The following is a 20,668-nucleotide window of genomic DNA, read 5'->3' as shown; positions in this document are numbered from 1 at the left end:
CAAACTTTGTTCGCTGGAGGAACCATTGGACACACTTATTCCTAGTCTTTCACAGCTTATCGAATTCGCTGTTGCCCCCGTATTTTTACTTACCGGTATTGCGGGCTTCCTCAATGTTATGTCGTCTCGGCTGGGCCGAATATCAGACAGGGTGAGGGTGGCAGAAAGACAGATTCATACCCTTTCAGACCCGCATATTGTCGATCGCTCAAAGAAAGAAATTAAGGTGCTATGGCGCAGGGTAAAAGTGATTAACTGGGCGATTGGGCTGTGTGTCGCCGCTGGACTAATGGTGTGTACCGTCATTATGGCGCTGTTTTCTGGGTCGCTATGGGTTGTCGATTTAAAAACACCAGTCATCGTATTGTTCATACTGGCTATGATGTTTCTAATCAGTGCGCTCATTGTTTTTCTGGTTGAAGTAAAACTTGCGACAAATACCATAAATATGGTCAGAACCATTCGTTAGCCACGTATCGACAACGGCTTACTCGCTGGCGTTCAATTGATCCCATCAGCGACACACCAAAAAGGCGGATAGCGCGTAATGTTTACCTTCTCTATCCGCCTACTTATTTTTAGGCTGTCGCGATTGGCTTAGTTTTGAAACTAACATTCATATGCAAAGAAGCAACGTTGCCTCAATGTTTGCCATACTATCTACCACTCGTCCTCAGCGAGTGTATCTAATACAGAAAACAGAACGTTAGCGCCAATTCGCGACACTTCATCGTCGTACTTGTTCTCTACGTTAACGCCTTCTTGACCGCCAGCCAAATCACTAATAGCTCGAACAATAATCCAGTCAACGTCGTTAACGGTACATACTTGACCTATTGCGGCTGACTCCATCTCAGTTACTTCGGCATTGAACACGTCTCTTGTCCACTTTCGATACTCGCGGTTATCCATAAAGACAGACCCGGTAATACCATTTCCGCCTACAAAGAGCTCGGCATCCCGCTCTCCAAGCACACGCTGCGTTGGCATAGTGCTCATTGCTTGTTTCGCCGCATTTAAAAGACGCGGTGTCGCGCTGAAATAGGCGGTGTCTTGTGGTTTATCCATCCCCTCTTTCACAATAAGCACTTCGTCAGGATGAATGAAGTGAAAGGGCTTATATTTTGGTGTGTGAGGATCTTTAGCGCGGCGTTCATCTTGCTCTTCAATGAACTTTGCATAATATTCAGGCAGTATGTATTCCCCCGGAGCATTCGGATCTTCATTGGTGTACACACTCTCATCATGGTAGTACCAACGCGCCGGAACAATGACGTCACCCGGTTGCCATTTTGGGTTAACCGCTCCTGCAATCCCCATGTAAACCACTTGCTTAACCGGAAAGTAATCCAACGCCATCTGCATAGTCATAGCAGCGTTTGCAATGCTCATTCCCGTCGCGAATATCAATATTGGCTCGTCGTGATAGGTACCTATGCGATACGTAACGCCTTTGATGGTTGTGGTTGTGTGAATGGATGCATTGGGATCTTGCTCAATACGATTAAGGATACCCTGCATTTCGGGAGCGTAGGCTACGGTAACAGCAGTAAACGCAGGCTGTGAGAACGCGGCGGGCCCGTATGAAGCGCCATCGGACGTTTTAGTAGAAGTACAACCGCCCATCCACGAGGTGGAGAGCAGAACAATAATCATCAAAGTAAACTGTTTCATTCGCGATTCTCAGCTGCATAGTTAGTGAATAATTAAACTAGCACTTTAATCGGGCAAAGAAACGCTGGATTTCAATAATTTACCATTTAAAAACATAAAGAAAACATCTTTAAAACAAGGTGAGCCCTAAAATTACTTTTAGCTACAAATGCGAAGAGAATGCATAACTTTCCAATGTAAGCATTGCGTAAAGACCTGCTTCAAAAGCGTTCATCAACGTTAAAATACGGTAGAATTCGACTATTTACGTCGTTAATTTGCTACAAATGAACAGTCAAAATACTGCGGCCAATAAAAAGGATTAACTAAGCGCCATGAATACTAAATTACTTCGCTCTCTTCAGGTTTTTGTTGCAGTAACAGATAGCGGTAGCATGAGTGTAGCTGCGAGAGAGCTGCACATGACTGTCTCTGCTATTAGTCAGCAGTTAAGAAAGCTAGAACACGATATCGGCCTTAGCCTTTTTAACCGAAATACCCGAAGCTTGAGCCTAACGGAAGCAGGGCGCATCTATTACGAAACCAGTAAGCAAATGCTGCAAACCGCAGAACTTGCCCAGCAAAAAATTGAAAGTCTGCAGGATGATCCCACAGGTAAAATAAACATCATCGCGCCGGAGGGTTTTGGCGGAGGACTGTTAAGCGAGCCACTGAAAAAGCTTTGTGAAGAATTTCCTAAAATAACTATTTCTTTAACCGTAACAGACGAGCCTAAAGACATTATCGCTTCCAGTGCCGATCTTGTTCTTTGCTTCGCCCCAGTCTCAGATACAAATTTCAGCAGTTTGGTACTCGCGACCTGGAAGCGCATTTTATGTGTCTCTGCAGACCATCCACTTGCAAACGAAACTCTGACTTCGCCTGAAGCGCTTAACGCGCATACATACATTGCTCACAGACATATTGAAGAATACGTCATGAAGCACGAAAGTGAAGGCGAGTATGAATTGGATACACAACGCATTGATGTCAATTCAATGCAGACATTGATTAAACTTACCCAAGATAGTGTTGGCTATGCGGTTCTTCCCGAACCAGAAGTGAGACATCTATTGAAGTCTGGTGAAATGAAGCAGCTCTTCACTGACTGGGAGTTACCAGATTATACGGTTTATGCGGTCACACCGAAAAGGGAGCTAATGCCTGCAAAAATCGGCGCAGCAATTACATGTCTGCAAGATTTATTTGCGCAAATTTAGTCGTTAAACAGCGCACAAGAACCCCATCGCACATAAAAAATGCGACGTTATACCAGTGTGCAAAGGTCATTACCAAAAAGGCAGCGTAAATACGCTGCCTTTCTTATTTGACTTGGCTTCTTTGAAATTAGAAGCGAGTGTTCATTTGAACACTTAGAATGTGCGCAGTAGCTGACTGTGTACCAGAGAAGTTAGTGGTAAAGTCAGTACCAGGAAGAACATTACTTAGAATCGTTCTATCTTTGTCAATATTCGCTTCACGGCCATCAATGAATACGTAAGCCACGTCAATTGATGTATCTTCGCTTACCGTGTAAGTCATACCACCAGAGAACCAATGACGATCTGTATCTGGGATACTAAGTGAGCGGTTTTCTACCGATACCACACCGTCATCATAAGCATAGCCAGCACGAAGGGTAATTTCATCGTTTAGGATGTAAGTTACACCAAGCGCTGCACGCCATGAGTCGTCGAAATTCTCTTCTTTAATTAGGAAATCGATGCCGTCTTCTAGGTTAGCTTCAAGCTTCTCAAACGTACTCCAGTCAGTGAAAGTAACACTTGCTTGTACAGACCACTGATTGTCAACTTTTTGATCAATCGCTAGCTCTGTAATCGCAGCAAGGTTCAAATCTAGACTACCAGGCTGGTTTAAGTTGATAGGAAACACTGGCGTCTCTGAAGATACCGCGCCTTCTAGTTCTAGTTTCGTTTCTGCACGGTATGAAAGCGCAACATTAGTCATATCAGTTGGTTGCCAGAAAATACCGGCGTTCCAACCATAGCCCCAATCGTCACCTTCCATGCTAAACAGTGAATTGCCAGGAGTAAGCGTAGGCAATGTAATACCTAATGCTTCTGCTGTTGGCGCTAGGCCTGCAACAGTGCCCGCTAGCGTGTTTGATACACCAGAACCAATTTCAGCTTCAGCGTAAGTGATGTTTAAACCAAAACCTACCATAAGCTGCTTATTCACTTTATAAGATACAGCAGGGTTTAGGGTTACCGTTTTTACTTCAGCTGTGTCAGCAAAATGCAGCGCACCAAAATCATCAGAGTAATCTGAACGAAGACCGTAGGTTGTGAATACACCTACACCAGCAGATAGCTTTTCATTAATTGGGCTTACATAAAAGAATCCTGGAACAAAAGCAGTATCTGCAATGTTGTCTTCTGCTGCTGGCCTAGGTTGGCCAACTGGGGCTTCGCCTAACGCATAGCTAACATCACCATCGATATCTACATTCGGATCGATAAAGCTTACTGATGCACTGAACTCAGCTTCTTTAAATACACCAATCGCTGCAGGGTTAGTTGCTAAAATGGAGGCATTCTCTGGCTTAGCCGCTTGACCAGCCATGGCACGGCCTAGACCGTTTGCACTGTGTTCATTAACTTGGAAACCAGCTGCCAGCGCTGAAGAAGAGGCTAAGGTAGCAAGCGCTAAGCAAACTGAGGCACGTAAAGAAAACTGTTGCTTCATAAGATACTCATTGTAAAAGGGGAAAATTGCATCGGGCATTCTACGGATCTGAGTACTTTTGTTCAATGCAAGTAAACGCCATTTACGCACTTTTATCGCATTTTTTACAATTATAGCTACAACTTCGACGCATTTATAAGCAACTTTGATAAAACAGAGTTAACGAAAGATCTCAATATTGTTAACACTATTTTAATTAACTATCACTAACACCTATTGGAAATGCAAAAAGGTTTCACTCAAATTTATAAACAGGCTGTGTTATAGGTTGTGTTTATGTCTATAACCCCCACCCTATTTTAAACAGCGCAGATGTAACCGTGTTTAGCGATGCGCTTTTACATTCGATAAGACGTCGACTATTTGTGCTTGTAACAGGAGGACACCATGTCAACATACAAAGCTATTACACTCGTTAATCGCCCCCATGACAGAAAAATTGGGCCACATTTATTTGAAAGCAAAGAGCTCGAAATTCCCACGCCTAAAGACGGTCAAATTTTGATAAAGCAAACTCACATGTCTTTAGACCCTGCGATGTTAGGTTGGATGAGTGAAGACAGAGAGAGCTATATTCCACCTGTGGAGCTTGGCGATGTAATGCGCTCAAGCGGTGTGGGCGAAGTGGTTGAGTCTAACAACCCTAATTTTTCGGTTGGCGACAAAGTTATGGGAATGACTGGCTGGAGTGAATATGTGCTCAGTGACGGTTCTGGTTTTAACAAACTTCAGCCTGGCATTACTGAGGAAATGGCTCTTTGTATTTTTGCACTACCAGGCCTAACGGCCACAACAGGTTTATATAACTTTGGCGAGCCCAAAGAAGGTGAGACACTTATTGTTACGGGTGCAGCAGGTTCTGTAGGCTCAATTGTAGGTCAGCTTGCTAAAGCAGACGGGCTGCGTGTAATTGGCGTAGTAGGAAGCGAAGACAAAGCCGATTGGATTGTTAACGAGCTTGGGTTTGATGGCGCTATAAACTACAAAACTGACAATTTAGAAGAAAAGTTAGCCGAACTAACACCAAATAAAATAGACGTCTTCTTTGAAAATACGGGCGGTCCTATTCAGCAGCACATTTTCAACAGAATGAATGCCCATGGCCGAATTGTGGTATGTGGAATGATTGCCGATTACCAGTCTGAAAAGCCGTCACCGGGCCCGAACTGGATCCCGCTGATTAAAAAACGAATTAACATTCGCGGTTTTGCTATGCCTGATCACTGGGGTGAAATTCCACAACTACTGCAAAAGCTTTCGCCTTATGTTCAACAAGGTAAAATCAAGTACCGTGCACACACTGTGGAAGGCTTAGAGAACGCCGAGAAGGGCCTAAATATGTTGTTTGAAGGCAAGAACACCGGCAAGATGATTGTGAAGCTGTAAGCCAATCGTGAAAAAGCGCAGTGTTATTCTAAGCACTGCGCCTGATTTAATACAAACTGGGCTTTACCTTTTTCTTTTGCTTCGTAAAGTGCTTTATCTGCTTCGTCAATAAGGCAATCGATTGACATATTCTCGGCCGACTTGGCAAACACCACACCAATGGAACAACTCATTAAAGGATGCTTTGCATCTTGTGCATGTTCTAATGCTGCTTCTGTCCACTTATTCAAAAGTGCATCACAGTGCTTCTCAACTTGTTCTTTCTGAATGTCGCTCAATACAACAATAAACTCTTCGCCACCGTACCGACCTAATATGTCTGTCTCTCGCTTAAAGACCTGCTTCATAATGCGGGCTTGTATTTTTATGGCTTCATCACCCTGCTGATGACCAAAACAGTCGTTATATTTTTTAAAGTCGTCTAAGTCGAGCATCATCACGGCCATCGACACTTTATGACGCTTACTCAACGCCAACAGTTTTTCACTCTGCTCTCGTAACGCACGCCGATTCAATAAATCAGATAAGGGGTCAAATTTGCTAAGTTTAAGTAGCCTGTCATTGGTTTCTTTTAACATGCGTACGCTGCGATCTAACCGATAGCGGGCATAGACACAAATAAACAAAGACCCAGATACAAATGCCATTGAAATTGGAACTCTGTCACCATAAACCGGCGCAACCCACATTAACCCCAAGAAACCCAGAATGTTGATGACGTTGGCTGCTAGCGCTAATTTAAAGGCAATACCCAGCGCAAACACACAGAAGAAAGCATATAAAATGGTGCCCTCGTAGGGGAAAATGAAGCTGTGCTCTTCCCAGCAAACCCATATTAACCAGTAGTTGCTGTAAGAAAGCGCAATAAGTAACCCAGCGAAAATGTAGGCTCGATGCTGAATGAACCTGCGCCAGAAGGAGAGTACAACAACGACGAGTATAATAGGGAATTGAAGAAGTAAGCGATCGAATATGTACAGCTCGTACATGCTGCTTGGTAGTAGCATCAAGTCAGCAGCCATAAAGGCAAGCACAAGTACAGCACCAATGATCAGCGCAATTCTCAGCCGAAGTAGCTCGCGGGGTTTATTGATTTGCACACGCCACCTTAAGCAATAATTTACTGTTAAAGCATCTATATATTAGCCCATGGTGAAATCACCCACGGGCTCTTACAACTTCAAATTACTGAAGCTGCATCACTTTAACTATTATCAGTGACTTCTTGATTAAGCGCCAGTTTCGACAAACTTTCTTGCAGTGCCTCAACGGTGACTGGTTTGGTAACGATGTCGTCCATCCCTGCTTCTTTAAATGACACGTGCCGCTCTTTGAATGCTTCGGCGGTAAGCCCTATAACCGGGATTTTGCAAAGCTCTCCATCAAGCTTTCGAATGCGTTTTGTCGCTTCAATGCCGTCCATCACTGGCATGTGCACATCCATGAAAACAACATCAATACCGCCCTCTTCTACTCGTGCAGCGGCTTTCAGTCCATTATCAACGTGCTCAACATCACATTTCAGCTGTTCTAAGAGTGCCTGTGCTACCACAGCATTAATGGCATTATCTTCAGCCAACAGAACTTTAATACCTTCTGGTAAGCTAGCGCGCTCTGCTTGTCGCGCGGAATCCGAATCGGCCGACGACTCCACCACGCGACGACTCTGCACCTTGGCGGTAACGGTGAAACATGAACCTTCACCTACTTTGCTCACCACCTTAATATCACCACCTAATATTTGTGCAAGCTGCTTTGCAATAGCAAGACCTAGCCCAGTGCCACCGTATTTACGCGTAATTGATGAATCGGACTGCGTAAACTTATCAAAAATATGCTCGAGTCTGTCTGGCTCAATGCCAATACCGGTATCTTTAACCGCAATTACCAAATGGTTCTCGCTCACGGTATCCTGGGAAGGCTGTTTGAGCTTGGCGGAAATAGCCACAGTGCCCTTATGAGTAAACTTAATTGCGTTACTCACCAAGTTAATGATTATCTGGCGTAACTTCGTAATATCACTGGTTACTGCCACCGATTCCATGTTCTTACTTTTATAAACCAAACGCGTACTATTGGCGCTGGCATTGGTACCCAGTAGCGTAATAAGGTCATTCAGCATTGCGTCAAGATCGAACTCTGTAACGTCAACCTCTGACATACCTGATTCAATTTTTGAAAGATCCAGAACATCGTTGATAACGGTCGCTAGAATAGACGCCGATGATTTCAAATCGCTGGCATACTGATGCTGTTTGTCGGACAGTTGCGTATCAAGAAGTAGCGTTGCTAATCCCTGAATACCGTTCAGTGGGGTGCGAATTTCGTGACTCATTACTGCAAGAAAATCCGTTTTTGCGCGGTTTGCTTGCTGAGCTTGAGCAACGTATTGCTCTATTTCACCAGACATTGCCTCAACGTCTCGCGCTAAACTACCTAACTCGTCGTTTTGCTGTAAGTCTATACTGACCTTCTTATGGTCAACCGCAATACGACTTGCTGCTGATTTTATTTTTTCGATAGGAGAAACAACAAACACCTGTGTGACTCTTCCCATAAGCAAACTGACAATAACGACAGCAAATAGCGTCACTAATGACGTTAGCCACGCAATAGTAGATAGGGAAGATTGCAGTGCGTCAGCAGGCTGCAATACGGTAACTTTCCAATTCCATGGCGCAAATTCCGCACATGCAAATAACACGTCAGCATCGTTAATATTCGACTCACCGAAGGCGACCTTACGACTGGCAATGGTTGCGATTGTCGCATCTTCGACATCAGGAACCACAGTGTGCTCCATCGTACTAAACACCACGGTATCGGCACTCTTGTCACTGATCGCAAAGTGGCGGTCGGTGGCTTGCTGCAACGACTTTAGCTCTTCAAACACTTCCTTTTGATAGGCCTCGCGAAACACAGGCACATTCTCTAGGCCCGACTCAATAAGCAGTTCACGTCTTTCGTCAATGATCTCTAAAACGTTTAATGTAAGCGTCTGAGTGAGGAGCTGATATTCTCTTTCGCGTACTGAATCGTACGCCGTCAAATAAGCCCAATACCCAGTAAGTGCCATACCAATTAATAAAATTGGAATGTAGATAACCAGCAGTTTCGATTTAATCCGCATACTTACTTCTAATTAGGCCTTATTGATACACATGTTTTTTCGACAGCTTCAAGTAATTTGAAGGAATGGGCAACTGCAGTTTGATTGCTGTAGACACATTTACCGCTACAGTGTACGTATCCATTTTATCAACGGGAATGTCCCTCGCCGATTTTTTCTCAAGAATTAGCTTGGCTTTTCTTGCAGCTGATTTGCCAATACTCGCTGGCTCAGATACTACGCCAAGAAGCGCACCTTCTTTCACAGAGGAAATGCTTTCTGCGAATAAAGGAAGCAGTCCCGTAGCTTCTTTTACCTTTGTTACTAAGCCATTCGATTCCGCGAGCGGCCCAGATGAAAGCCAGTAACCATCCAGCTCGTTTGTTTTTTGCTGCAAGCTGTTGATGATGCTGTCAGTCATTTCAACCAGTCCATCATCGCCTTCTATATACGGTGTACTAACAGCAACAAGATTTATGTTCTCGTAGTCACCATTCAGTGCCAGAAGTTGATTAACCAAGTTACTTGACGATGGGTATGTAGAATGGACTAGACCGATGGTAAAAAGCGATGAGGGCTTAGACGCTCTGAGCACGCCCTCTAACATATCTAGCTTCACCTTTGCGTCTAGCACGTGTGACTCGCCCGTCATGTTGCGGTCACTAACCGCACCAATAGCAGAAACTATTCCTTCTTCAACCGGTGCTGAGACCGCCATAAACAGCTTAGGTACATCAACAAACGCTTCAGACGCATTCAGCGCTCTGGTGGCAAGGGTCGCCACCGATACAATAAGGTCAGGCGCTGGGTTTTGTGCAAGCTCGGTAAGTATCTCCTTAGCACGAACTTCAGAGCCTTCGGCGTTATACGATGTTACGTTAATCTCGTGATCGGGCATAATCCGCGCAAGTTCCTTTTCGAACTCGGCCCGCGAATCAGCGACAATTGGAACAGGCAGTGTTTCAAGAACAATTAGGTCCAGGGTTTCTTTCGCAAAAGCAGCACTAGCGCCCCACATCAAAGAAGATAAAGCTAAAAGAAGGGAAAACCAGACCTTTGTCATGACTGTGAACCTAACACAACTAACTGAAAATACGCACATATAGACGTATCATAAAGTTATTCGAAGGTCATTCATAGTGGAAGTTATAACCAAATATTCAATACTGGGAATAGCTTTCTAAAAACTAAGATGCGATTTCCGCAAATGCGTTAACACTAAACAGGCGCGCTTCTATATCGTAAATCGGCATCGACACGATAATTTCATCAACACCCGTCGCTTCAACAAACTGAGCTAGCTTGTTTTGCACTGTTTCTTTCGACCCTACCAACGCATACCTCAATACATTCGATAACATTGCTTCGTCAGTCGCCGTACAATATTCTTCAAAGTCAGGCATAGGCTTAGCGAAAGGCCTGTTAAGACCACGTCGCATGTTCATAAATTGCTGCTTCACTGACGTGAATAGGAGTTCAGCCTCTTCATCGGTTTCAGCAATCACCACCATTACACCAGCCATTGCTTTTGGCGCTGATAACTGAGGCGACGGTTTGAACATATTGCGGTACACATGAAGCGCATCGAATAGCGCATCGGGCGCAAAATGCGAGGCGAACGAATATGGCAGCCCCATCTTTGCCGCCACCTGTGCACTGTACAAGCTAGAACCAAGTAACCACAAGGGCACGTGGGTATTCGCCCCTGGAACTGCAACAATCGGCTGCCCGTCTTGCGGTGTACCCAAGTAGTGCTGAAGTTCCTGAATATCTTCTGGGTAACTGTCCACATCGCTTTGCAAATTACGACGAAGCGCGCGTGCGGTTGCCATATCAGTGCCTGGTGCACGGCCAAGTCCAAGCTCTATGCGATTGGGAAATAATTCAGCCAAGGTGCCAAACTGTTCAGCAATGACCAAAGGTGCATGGTTAGGCAGCATAATACCGCCCGCACCAACTTTAATGGTAGCGGTGGCGTTAGCAATGTGCGTTAACACTACTGAGGTGGCAGAACTGGCAACACCATGCATGCCGTGATGCTCGGCTAACCACACACGTTCATAGCCACTGCGCTCTGCCTCCATAGCCATTAGCTTTGAATTATTCAGCGCGTCTTTTACGCCAAACCCTTCTGATATCGGCGCTAAATCTAGCAGTGAATAAGGTATCGCCATGTTGCCTCGCAATGTTGAAACTTGGTATGACTTATAGGTATGACCTACTCCTCGTTTTACAACTGCCTTACCTGACAAAGTAAGACGGATGGAGAAGGTTTATCGATGAAGTGAGAGTGGTGGAAAGAGAAGTGAAATAAAAGTGAGGCATGAACTTGCAGGAAAGCCGCTTAATTTGCAGCCAATACTCGCCTATTGAAAAATTAAAAAGCCTGCGCTTTTGTCAGTCGTAGGCTTTGTTTGTGAGCACGAATTGTAGACGAGCATTAATTTAGGTTCACAAATGTATATTATATTTGGTTTGCCATATCGCTACTTGAGTTAGTCTCAGCTCGAGCTCCATATTCGAATAAAATAACTCAATCAAATCTGACAGTCGCATATGTGCCAATAGTTGCCGTTGGAAACTCACATTGTCAGCGGCACCTGCGTACATGAATCAGACATTTCATGTTCTTTCTAATAAAAGCACAAAGTGTGATTTTTCAGTAGTAACGAGCGTCACTATGAATTCGCAGTAGAAAGCTGCCCAGATAAAAATAAACCCCACCCACTTTACAATATACCGGGGTGGGTATATTGTAATTATGTAACCCCAATACGGAGAATAATAATGGCCCGAAAACTCAAATCCAGTTCTTTGGCTGACTTTTCAACTAAGTTAGTAAGATTTCATAAGTTACCTAATGGCACGGAAATTAGATTGTACCGAAAAAAAACGGAAAGAAGAGTCAGGTCTGATTTGACTGTAAAAAGAAAGGGCATTAACTCGAAGAATATCGAGGTGTTCAAAGATTCGTGGAATGTAAGAGACTTTCTGGATGAGGCAAGAGCACTATTATCAACTGACGTAGAAGCTCGGGGTCTTGAAATGCAGCTGTTCGCGCCTGATGGTTCAAGAATCTACGGAAACACTTTGTTAGGTAACGTTAGAAAGTTAGAGCCAAAAATAGAAGAAGATAGCGGAAAACCACTGAATTTGTTTCTTATGTTGCTTGAGAATAGTGGCCTCGAGGATATTTCTTTACGTCAAGCTGGTAACTTATATCGTCAGATTAACGAAATCATTGACAGTTCGTTAGAATTCTCACTGTTGGAGAATGAAAGCAAAATTATATCTGAGAGCTTATAAAAGCCCCTAACAATTAACTACAAGGGACAAAATTACGCTCCAGCAATATATGGTTTAGCATATATTGCTTCCGCTCACTCCGCCCATGAGCAAGGTAATGAATGTCTTTTGCTTGTCTGAAGCGGATTTACGCAAAAATTATGTCTAATGTTCGCTTTACGCCTCATAACTGCGTGTCAGATGAGGCCTAAAACTGTTCATAAAAACTGTAGGGGCAGATATGAGCTGCTACACCTTACCCACTCGTTTTAGTTAGTTAATTTTGAATGACTACTTTTTCTTGGGATTAACTCTAAACCCTCCGAAGACTTTCGTATAAGACGAAATAAGGTTATGTCCCTGCAAAAGGTCTAGCATTCTTTTCATTATTGGGGTTTGATTCACTACAGGTCTTTTGTTATCGACAATAGAACGGTAGATATCTTCATTAATATACGGTAATAGCGCTATTACCTCTTCCGAGTCTAAACCTTCAAGCTGCTGGAGAAACAGTTCGATTCTCACTTCTACCTCTTTTGAGCTAATCGATTGAATTAGCAACTTTAGAATCTCATAGCCAATTTTTATCTTTTCGTTACCATCTTTAGTAAACTTTAAGACCCACTCTGCTATTTCTTCATTGTCTTCTTTCTCAGATAGAAGGTGGCCATAGTTTTCTAACAAGAATTTTTTGAAATCTGCCGAAAAGTCTCCACTCATTACTTCGTAGAAGTCATCCTCAGTAAAATTAATTCCTTCAGAGCTAAAATCTGCTGTTTCATAATGTTTATTTAGTAACATATAAGCTAAGTGATCATCGTGCGAGTAAAGCAACCGATAATTTGAAACACTCATATCAACACGATCGGTTTTTATGTACTTTGATAATGTCTCAACAGGAGCTAGGTTAATAAGGAAATCATCAAATTCAAGTTTAAAAAGATCAATAACTTTTTCTGCGAAGCTTACAGCTTCATTGTTAAAAAGAATGCTTACTAAACGTTGGATGTTACTGAGGTCAAGATCTTTACAAAGACTTTTGCTATCGATTGCTTTCTCAAAATAGCCTGCCAGATAACTTTCATCAACTTCAATTTTCGTGCCTAGAAGGTCAATTTGATTCTTACAGTTAAATGCTAGTTTTTGCTCTGCTATGAGGCTTTGGACGATATCTTCGAAGTAATCAGTTTCTAAATTGCCTGAATACTTGATGTTTTCTAGATCTGATATGTCTACAGCAATTGTTTTAATCAATAACTTTTTCATCTCTAAGTCAATTACATCGCTGTTTAGTAACTTTGACAAAACCTTCTCTGTATTGACTATGAGTTGCCTATTAATGACACAGCTAGCAAGAAACTCGTCTTCATTTTCTAGTATACGTTTGACCGTTTCATTCTCTATATTGAACAGATCATCGAGTATCAAAGCGCCGTCGTTATCCTGCTCTATGCCGAAACAAACTGTCAACAATGCACTAAAGTTAGGGTAGTTGAGCTGAAACAATTTATCTTTGAGAATACGCTTCATCTCATTTTTAAGGTGCTTGCTGTTATCTAGGTTTTCAAAGTGAACATCTAATTCCTTGAGCTTCCTTAAGTAGACGTGTGGCTGCTCATATTGCGAAACGTAAGTTATGAAAGACTGATTCGCTGATATGTATTTAGATAACAGTGATTTTTCTTCGGTGAATTGAAGGTCGGATTTGCATGAGTACATGACTAGATCATTAATAAATACAGAGATATGTGCATCGATGGTGTTCGAGCTAAAGGCTTTTGTGATAAAACTTTCTACTTCTGTAAATATTATCCACGCAATGCGTTGCGGGTTTTGAAACTTGTCGCGATAATTTATGAAGAGCGAAAGCAACTCTGACTCATCTTCATAAGCTGAGTTAAAGTGAAGTCTAACTATATTCTCTCCATTAGGTTTCAATAACAGGTAATTGATTATTTCTGTGTTAAAAAATGCTTTCTGAGAGTAGTCGTGATTGTCGAAGTACTTTATGAACTCTGAGATATTCGTAGGTAGATAATCCGCCAGTACCTTTTCATCGCGCTTTACAACCCTTAAGTAGGCCATATCCTCTGAGGTAAGTATCCCATCCCTGTGATGGTATATGTACAAATCATAGTGCTGGTCGACATACCCCTTCTCTATCATATGAATTAATAAGTTGAACTTCTCTTTTTTGATGTCTTCGTCAAGCTCAAAAGCCTCGAAAATAAAATCTCTACCGTGAACTTCGCAAAGCTCAAAGATACTATCTTGGTAAATCTTTGAATCCTCTCTCTTACGTTCAGTAATTTTAGTTTCAAGAGTCTGTCGTCTGCCAGACGTCTTATCTCTTATTAACCCTAGCCTTTTTTCGAAATCAGGGAATATGGATAAGATATAGTCTTTAAATGATATGTTCTGATTAAAATTGTTCGTCTGAGAAGGTGGGAAACTATATTTTTTGTCATTTTCATAGTGTTTCATAAACGTCTCATATCTAAATAAATCAGATATATCTAAATTTTGTATAATCTGACTGACACGCTTCAGTTGTTTGTTGTAATATTGATCAAAGACATTTTTAAAACACAAGGAAATAAGCTCTTCTTCGCTCTCTATCTTTTCGTTTTCAATTTCCTTAATTTGGCCTTCTAACTGCTTAATTTCTTCTGCTATTTTCTTTCTAGCACTATCTTTAAATTCTTGTATGGAATTGAAAAAATCCGCCAGCTTTCCAGAACCTTCATTGAGAAGCGCAAAATCATCGCTATAGTTGTTTTTATATACGACGAACGCGAAGATTTTTTCTAAGTCTCTTTTATCGGAGGAACGAGCTAATACATCTTTATAAATACCATACTCTGCAACGATATTATTAATCATCCGCATATCGTCTAAGAACACTGATACATCACGGATAAGCTCTTCACTAAGCTCATTATCAAACCCACACCTTTTTAGCAGCTTTTCTAATTGTGGATAAGAGTTTGAGCTACTCGCATATGGGACTATCGGGATGATTGCGTCAAAGAATTTTGTTCTGGTTTTTCCTTTGAAAACATCATCTTTGAGGGCGTAAATGAATCTGACTGACTGCTTAACGTCAGCGCTATCGTTTATCAATTTATTTAGCTCTTTAAGACTTACAAATATTTCTGTTGAGCCAAAGCGGTCTAAATCCTCGAAAACTACAATGTCTGTTTCCTGCACGGCAAAATAATAAATAATTTCCTCTAAGTACTTATTGAAAACTGAATCATTAGACTTCTCTGAAAATGCAAACTCCCCTTTCAGGGGATTTAGTTTTGTTAATGAGTAAGAACGTGAAAACTGAATTACATCTTTGATGACCAAAATTGGTAATGATATTGTGGAAACAATACAGATGAACTCTAAAGTCAGATACCGCTTCCAAGAAAACGCGTCATATTTCAGAAGTGTCTGAATAACATCATTTAAATTTATCTGTCCTCGTAGAAGAATGTACAGAAAGGCGACTACAGTTAGTAGCCAACATGAAAAAAGAGTGCTCCTCACGCCTCTAGCGGGTCTAGGGAAGATTCTTCTAAATCTGGAGTATGTAGCCTTATTAGAACTTGTTCTATAAAGCAATTGCTGCAATATGCTCTTCTCGATCTTATTTTCGCGGCTTGTAGTATTTATCTCACTCCTATTTGATTCCGTTTCTTGGTCGTTAGCTTCACTCGCTATAGTATTTTGATTCTCGTCTTTAAAAGCTGCAAGAGAGATTACCTCAATAAGAAGTGATGGGCGTTGCTTCATGTAAGTGCGTAAAAATGAACTTTTCCCTCCCGAAAATGGCGCAGTAACTGCAATTTCTTTTACTTTTTCAGCTCGCGAAAAAATAAGGTTGTCCAATCTCTCGATATAGTCTCGGACTAGTTCTGCATTTTCATTAGGAGCAAGATCGGGGAAGTCCTGATTGGGAGTTAATGTAAGCTGCTTGAAAGCTTTGAATATCTGCCACCTTGTCTTTAATTTACGCATAATAAACATGTAGCGCTTTTTTAAACAAATACGGGCACGCTTGGACTTTTCCTTGAACATGTATCAACTCCATGATTATTAGCCGTACTTCAAATTCTTTACTTTGACGGTGTGTCCATAAAACTCATTAACTTATCGCTGCTTATTGCCACATAATAAGTCTAATCCAGTCTGGGAGTTTTCCCCCAAAGCCTCACAATACTGCACATACTCATGCACAGACAAATTTCTTTGTCCTTTCTCTACTTTACTTACGAACTGAAACGGTTCGTCTAGCAACTCGCCAAGCTGCCTTACTGTTAAGCCAAGGTCAAGACGCGCCTTTTTAAGCCAAGCAATCAGCTAATGTGGCAAAATCACTTGTCACATTAGCGTTGATTACTACTCAAACAGCGCTTCTTATTCCACCGTAACCGACTTCGCCAAGTTACGCGGCTGGTCAACGTCGGTGCCCTTAATTAGCGCTACGTAGTAGCTCAATAGCTGTAGTGGCAAGGTATAAATGATAGGTGCGATTGGTTCGTCGCAGTGCGGTACGTTGATAACGCGCATGGTTTCATCACCTTCAAACGCCGCATCCTTATCCGCAAATACGTACATGATGCCGCCACGGGCACGTACTTCTTCAACGTTCGACTTTAGCTTCTCGAGGAGTTCGTTGTTCGGTGCAACCACAATAACGGGCATTTCGTCATCAATAAGCGCAAGTGGGCCGTGTTTCAATTCACCAGACGCATACGCTTCCGCATGAATATAAGAAATCTCTTTAAGCTTTAGCGCTCCTTCCATGGCAATAGGGTATTGATCGCCACGACCTAGGAACAAGCTGTGGTTCTTATCTGCAAATTCTTCAGCTAAATCTTCAATGCCACCAGTTATCGCTAAGGTCTCTTCAAGCTTTGCAGGTAGACTATGAAGCGCAGAGACAATAGCTTTGCTGTCAGCCTCTGTCATGCCGTTTTCTTTGCCCAGCGCTAGGGTAAGCATTAAGAACGCAGTGAGCTGAGTAGTGAAAGCTTTGGTAGACGCAACGCCAATTTCCGCGCCAGCACGGGTCATAAATGCAAGGTCTGACTCGCGTACTAATGACGAACCCTGAACGTTACAGATAGTCAAACTAGACATGTAGCCCAGCTCTTTTGCTAAGCGAAGGGCAGCTAACGTATCGGCTGTCTCACCTGATTGAGAGATGGTAATAAGCAGGCTGTTTGGGTGAACCACTGACTTGCGGTAACGGAATTCTGATGCAATTTCTACGTTGCACGACACATTTGCATATTGTTCTAGCCAATAGCGCGCCGTCATACCCGCATGGTAGCTGGTACCACAGGCAATAATTTGTACATGCTGTACTTTTTTGAATATCTCGTCAGCACCTTTACCAAATATATCAGCGGTAAGACCGTTTTCGTCAATACGATCTTTAAGCGCATTACGCACAACGGTTGGCTGCTCGTGAATTTCCTTCAGCATGTAGTGGCGGTAACCCGCTTTGTCACCCGCGTCGTGCTCGATATTCGACTCAATCACTTCGCGTTCAACGGCATTGCCGTCTTTATCGAAGATTTTAACGTCGCGACGAGTAATCTCTGCCACATCGCCTTCTTCTAAAAAGATAAAGCGGCGTGTCACTGGCAATAATGCCATTTGATCTGACGCAATGAAGTTCTCGCCAAGGCCTAAACCAATTACAAGCGGGCTGCCCGAACGTGCAACCACTACGCGACTAGGATCTTCTTTATCCATGATGACGGTGCCATACGCACCGTGGAAGGTTTTAACGGCACTTTGTACAGCGTCTAGTAAAGTCTTACCTGACTTAAGCTCTTCGTGTACGGTGTGGGCAATGGTTTCTGTGTCGGTGTCGCTGGTAAAGGTATAGCCCTGCTCTTTTAACTGTGCTTTTAAGTTAACATAGTTTTCAATAATACCGTTGTGAACAACAGCTACACGTTCAGTTGAAAAGTGTGGGTGCGCATTCGCTTCAGTCACACCACCGTGCGTTGCCCAGCGGGTATGAGCAATTCCAGTTGTACCCAAAGCTTCACCTTCTGCCACCGCATCAGCAAGCTCTTGTACTTTGCCTGTACGGCGAATACGCGTAAGCGTGCCGTCGCCTTGCAATAGCGCCACTCCAGCTGAATCATAGCCGCGATACTCCAGTCTTTTTAAACCTTCTAATAGGATTTCAACCACGTTACGCTCAGCTACAGCGCCAACTATTCCACACATAATTATTCTCCACTCGGCGCTGCAATAAGTACTGTCACGCCCTGATTTTCAATATTAAGTTTGTCTTGTTCACTAATGCCTTCATCAGTGATCAAAACAGAAATGTTTTTCCAGCTTAGCTCTAGGTTAGGCATTTTATGCGTTAATTTCTTTGAGCTGGCTACTATCACTACCTTACTGGCCGCCACAGCCATGGCGCGGGTTACACCAATAAGCTCGTTAAAAGTGGTGGTGCCTCTATTCACATCAATGCCCGCCGCACCTATAAACGCAATGTCAAAACTATAGGCACTAACCAATTGTTCAGCCATAGCGCCTTGAAACGACTGAGATTGGGCATCCCATGTGCCCCCTACCATTAACACCGTCGGCTCTTTTTCACTTTGGGTAAGGTAATTGGCGGTTGATAACGTGTTGGTCATTACCACTAAATCATCGATATGTGATAAATGGGGTAAGATGGATGCGGTGGTAGACCCGCAGTCTATAACGAGCTTATTGCCCGGTTTGACCAAGCTCGCTGCAAGTTGGCCTATAGCGTTAATTGCTGGGCTAGTAGTTGAATTGGTGAAAGGGTCATTGGTAATAAACTGAGATGGCCCAGCATTTGAGTTGGTAGATGATGGTACAGGCACTGCGCCACCAAACTGTCGAATCAGTAAACCTTGCTGCGAAAGGGCTGCGAGATCTTTTCTAATGGTGACTTCAGACGTAGCAAAACGCACGGCCAAATCTTCAACTTGTGATTGACCATGCTCTTTCACCCACGCCACTATCTGCTGGCGGCGCTGTTCAACCGATTTACTACTTTTCAATATAACCTCATGCTCTTACCGCCCTCTCGCTAAACCTTTATGTACGCATTGTTCCAATTGAGAACATGCCATGAAAAGTCAGCAAAACAGTCCGCAAACACATCTTCAACATTCAATCATAACTTTCAAAACGAAAGTCATTAGTTTTAAAGTGAAAGCATCGTAAGTTAAATTGAAACGACGATCAAGGTAATTGTTTAATTAAACGTCAGCGATTTCTTTTGAGCACTCGCTTTTATGGCTAGCTCAATGACTTTGATAACAGGTACGACCGTACTCGCGTCAGCCGGCGAGAATTTACCGTCTTCAATAGCGTGAGCAAGCCGATTGAAAAACGTGAGATATTCACCCTTCAATGTTGTCACCGTCTCTTCAACTAGCTGGCCGCTTTCATTGACCACAGCTAGCACGCCATGCTCGTTGTCTTTTGTAATCGCCCAGTGTTCATCATCAAAGGATAGCTCTGCACGCAATTGATCTTCTTGCGGATCTAAATAGAACTTTCGAAAGCTGCCTTTTGTGCCTTGCAAGTCGTAGCGCAATGTTGCTCCTGCCTGAAAAGCTGAACTACCTAGCTTTACAACTTTATCAACATAGTGAAGTGTTACATCGAACGTGTCATCTGACTGCCCATTTTCACGCAAGGCCTGTATGCTTGCCGACACTTCTTCCGGCTCGCCGAAAAGCTGTAGCGCTTGGTCGATTAAGTGGGGACCTAAATCCCAGAAGATACCGCTTCCTGGCCCTGCATTTTCACGCCACCTGTCTCGTGGTACTGGGCGAAATCGATCGAAGCGGCTTTCCAAACGTTTAATGTCGCCAAGTTTTTCATCGTTAATTAGCTGCTTAATCGTAAGAAAATCGCCATCAAAACGTCTGTTGTGATAAACACAAAGCTGTTTATTTTGAGAATGTGCAAGCTCTACTAAAGCTTCTGCTTCTTCACTATCTAATGTAAATGGCTTTTCTACCAATACGTGACAGCTGTGCTCTAATGCCAGTTTCGCCTGTGGCCCATGAAGGTGATTTGGGGTTGTAATAACCACCAAATCTACATCGTGAATTTTAAGCGCTTCTTCCAACGAGCCATACACTTCAGCATGGGGTAAAACTGCGTTAACCACATCAGGTTTTGAAGAGATAACCACATCGACAGAGAACTGCGGTAGATAATTTAGAAATGGCAAATGAAAGGTTGTGGCGGAAAATCCAAAGCCAACCAGAAGTGTAGATATCATCGCATATCCTTGTGTAACGAGAATTAAGAGGTAAGTAAACACACACTATCAGTAATGATAGATAGGGGAAACCTTAGATAGTTCATTATTTAGAAGACAGATAGCTGAATGAGTTGCGTTTACAGCGACACAGTAGACGTTAATTTAAGCCCTCTGATTTTGTCATCTTTCTGACTGGGCGATAGTTTGATGGGACTGAAGAAGAAACTGGGCTAGCTAATCACTATTTGTGTTTG

Annotated in this window: 15 protein-coding genes; 4 read left to right on the top strand and 11 right to left on the bottom strand. The window is 42.9% G+C overall.

Features of this window, described 5'->3' with window-relative positions; genetic code table 11:
* Positions 1 to 25: 25 nt before the first annotated feature.
* Positions 26 to 469 (top strand): DUF2721 domain-containing protein, encoded by a 444-nt coding sequence (locus AWH61_RS12645; protein ID WP_014951195.1) that lies wholly within the window; start codon positions 26 to 28, stop codon positions 467 to 469.
* Positions 470 to 660: 191 nt separating this feature from the next.
* Here the strand turns inward: AWH61_RS12645 and AWH61_RS12640 are convergent, their stop codons facing one another.
* Entirely contained in the window at positions 661 to 1,674 is a 1,014-nt protein-coding gene (locus AWH61_RS12640) for a 5'-methylthioadenosine/S-adenosylhomocysteine nucleosidase (RefSeq protein ID WP_075177233.1), read from the bottom strand.
* 314 nt (positions 1,675 to 1,988) lie between these two features.
* On the opposite strand from AWH61_RS12640, the gene AWH61_RS12635 reads away from it, so the two are divergent.
* Entirely contained in the window at positions 1,989 to 2,873 is an 885-nt protein-coding gene (locus AWH61_RS12635; protein ID WP_014951197.1) for a LysR family transcriptional regulator, read from the top strand.
* A gap of 127 nt (positions 2,874 to 3,000) precedes the next feature.
* Here AWH61_RS12635 and AWH61_RS12630 read toward each other — a convergent pair whose 3' ends face one another.
* Complete coding sequence (locus tag AWH61_RS12630) at positions 3,001 to 4,359, bottom strand: OmpP1/FadL family transporter (protein WP_075177322.1); 1,359 nt, start codon at positions 4,357 to 4,359, stop codon at positions 3,001 to 3,003.
* 387 nt (positions 4,360 to 4,746) lie between these two features.
* Here AWH61_RS12630 and AWH61_RS12625 point away from each other — a divergent pair, with 387 nt between their 5' ends.
* Entirely contained in the window at positions 4,747 to 5,745 is a 999-nt protein-coding gene (locus AWH61_RS12625; RefSeq protein ID WP_075177232.1) for an NADP-dependent oxidoreductase, read from the top strand.
* A gap of 23 nt (positions 5,746 to 5,768) precedes the next feature.
* Here the strand turns inward: AWH61_RS12625 and AWH61_RS12620 are convergent, their stop codons facing one another.
* The 4 genes from AWH61_RS12620 to AWH61_RS12605 all read right to left on the bottom strand — a co-directional run bounded on the left by AWH61_RS12620 (position 5,769) and on the right by AWH61_RS12605 (position 11,028).
* Positions 5,769 to 6,845, bottom strand: coding sequence for a GGDEF domain-containing protein (locus AWH61_RS12620; protein ID WP_049585581.1), 1,077 nt, complete (start codon positions 6,843 to 6,845; stop codon positions 5,769 to 5,771).
* A gap of 104 nt (positions 6,846 to 6,949) precedes the next feature.
* Positions 6,950 to 8,875 carry an ATP-binding protein gene (locus tag AWH61_RS12615; protein WP_075177231.1) on the bottom strand — a complete coding sequence of 642 codons (1,926 nt, stop codon included), beginning with the start codon at positions 8,873 to 8,875 and terminating at the stop codon, positions 6,950 to 6,952.
* Positions 8,876 to 8,894: 19 nt separating this feature from the next.
* Positions 8,895 to 9,917, bottom strand: coding sequence for an ABC transporter substrate-binding protein (locus AWH61_RS12610; protein ID WP_075177230.1), 1,023 nt, complete (start codon positions 9,915 to 9,917; stop codon positions 8,895 to 8,897).
* A gap of 124 nt (positions 9,918 to 10,041) precedes the next feature.
* Positions 10,042 to 11,028 carry an LLM class flavin-dependent oxidoreductase gene (locus AWH61_RS12605; protein WP_075177229.1) on the bottom strand — a complete coding sequence of 329 codons (987 nt, stop codon included), beginning with the start codon at positions 11,026 to 11,028 and terminating at the stop codon, positions 10,042 to 10,044.
* Positions 11,029 to 11,770: 742 nt separating this feature from the next.
* Here AWH61_RS12605 and AWH61_RS12600 point away from each other — a divergent pair.
* Positions 11,771 to 12,160: a hypothetical protein gene (locus AWH61_RS12600; protein ID WP_041693610.1), complete on the top strand. Its 390-nt coding sequence runs from the start codon at positions 11,771 to 11,773 to the stop codon at positions 12,158 to 12,160.
* 270 nt (positions 12,161 to 12,430) lie between these two features.
* On the opposite strand, the gene AWH61_RS12595 is transcribed toward AWH61_RS12600, so the two are convergent.
* The 5 genes from AWH61_RS12595 to AWH61_RS12575 form a co-directional block, all read right to left on the bottom strand.
* Complete coding sequence (locus AWH61_RS12595) at positions 12,431 to 16,207, bottom strand: YobI family P-loop NTPase (RefSeq protein WP_075177228.1); 3,777 nt, start codon at positions 16,205 to 16,207, stop codon at positions 12,431 to 12,433.
* Positions 16,208 to 16,279: 72 nt separating this feature from the next.
* Entirely contained in the window at positions 16,280 to 16,486 is a 207-nt protein-coding gene (locus AWH61_RS12590) for a helix-turn-helix domain-containing protein (protein WP_283932786.1), read from the bottom strand.
* A gap of 60 nt (positions 16,487 to 16,546) precedes the next feature.
* Positions 16,547 to 18,379, bottom strand: a complete 1,833-nt coding sequence (glmS, locus tag AWH61_RS12585; protein ID WP_075177226.1) for a glutamine--fructose-6-phosphate transaminase (isomerizing) — start codon at positions 18,377 to 18,379, stop codon at positions 16,547 to 16,549.
* Positions 18,380 to 18,381: 2 nt separating this feature from the next.
* A complete protein-coding gene (locus tag AWH61_RS12580) occupies positions 18,382 to 19,194 on the bottom strand; it encodes a DeoR/GlpR family DNA-binding transcription regulator (RefSeq protein WP_075177225.1) in 813 nt (270 codons plus the stop codon).
* Positions 19,195 to 19,391: 197 nt separating this feature from the next.
* The gene (locus AWH61_RS12575) at positions 19,392 to 20,432 is read right to left on the bottom strand and encodes a Gfo/Idh/MocA family oxidoreductase (RefSeq protein ID WP_075177224.1); all 1,041 of its coding nucleotides are present in this window, start codon (positions 20,430 to 20,432) and stop codon (positions 19,392 to 19,394) included.
* Positions 20,433 to 20,668 lie beyond the last annotated feature (236 nt).

The organism is Alteromonas sp. W12 (genome assembly GCF_001924945.1).
Lineage (GTDB): Bacteria > Pseudomonadota > Gammaproteobacteria > Enterobacterales > Alteromonadaceae > Alteromonas > Alteromonas macleodii.
Note: the sequence above shows the minus strand (reverse complement) of the source record. Positions and strands in the feature narration are given on the sequence as shown.

Coding starts and splice junctions, on each gene's coding strand:
- AWH61_RS12640 (WP_075177233.1), bottom strand. CDS start 1,674: ATGAAACAGTTTACTTTGATGATTATTGTTCTGCTCTCCACCTCGTGG.
- AWH61_RS12635 (WP_014951197.1), top strand. CDS start 1,989: ATGAATACTAAATTACTTCGCTCTCTTCAGGTTTTTGTTGCAGTAACA.
- AWH61_RS12630 (WP_075177322.1), bottom strand. CDS start 4,359: ATGAAGCAACAGTTTTCTTTACGTGCCTCAGTTTGCTTAGCGCTTGCT.
- AWH61_RS12625 (WP_075177232.1), top strand. CDS start 4,747: ATGTCAACATACAAAGCTATTACACTCGTTAATCGCCCCCATGACAGA.
- AWH61_RS12615 (WP_075177231.1), bottom strand. CDS start 8,875: ATGCGGATTAAATCGAAACTGCTGGTTATCTACATTCCAATTTTATTA.
- AWH61_RS12610 (WP_075177230.1), bottom strand. CDS start 9,917: ATGACAAAGGTCTGGTTTTCCCTTCTTTTAGCTTTATCTTCTTTGATG.
- AWH61_RS12605 (WP_075177229.1), bottom strand. CDS start 11,028: ATGGCGATACCTTATTCACTGCTAGATTTAGCGCCGATATCAGAAGGG.
- AWH61_RS12595 (WP_075177228.1), bottom strand. CDS start 16,207: ATGTTCAAGGAAAAGTCCAAGCGTGCCCGTATTTGTTTAAAAAAGCGC.
- glmS (WP_075177226.1), bottom strand. CDS start 18,379: ATGTGTGGAATAGTTGGCGCTGTAGCTGAGCGTAACGTGGTTGAAATC.
- AWH61_RS12575 (WP_075177224.1), bottom strand. CDS start 20,432: ATGATATCTACACTTCTGGTTGGCTTTGGATTTTCCGCCACAACCTTT.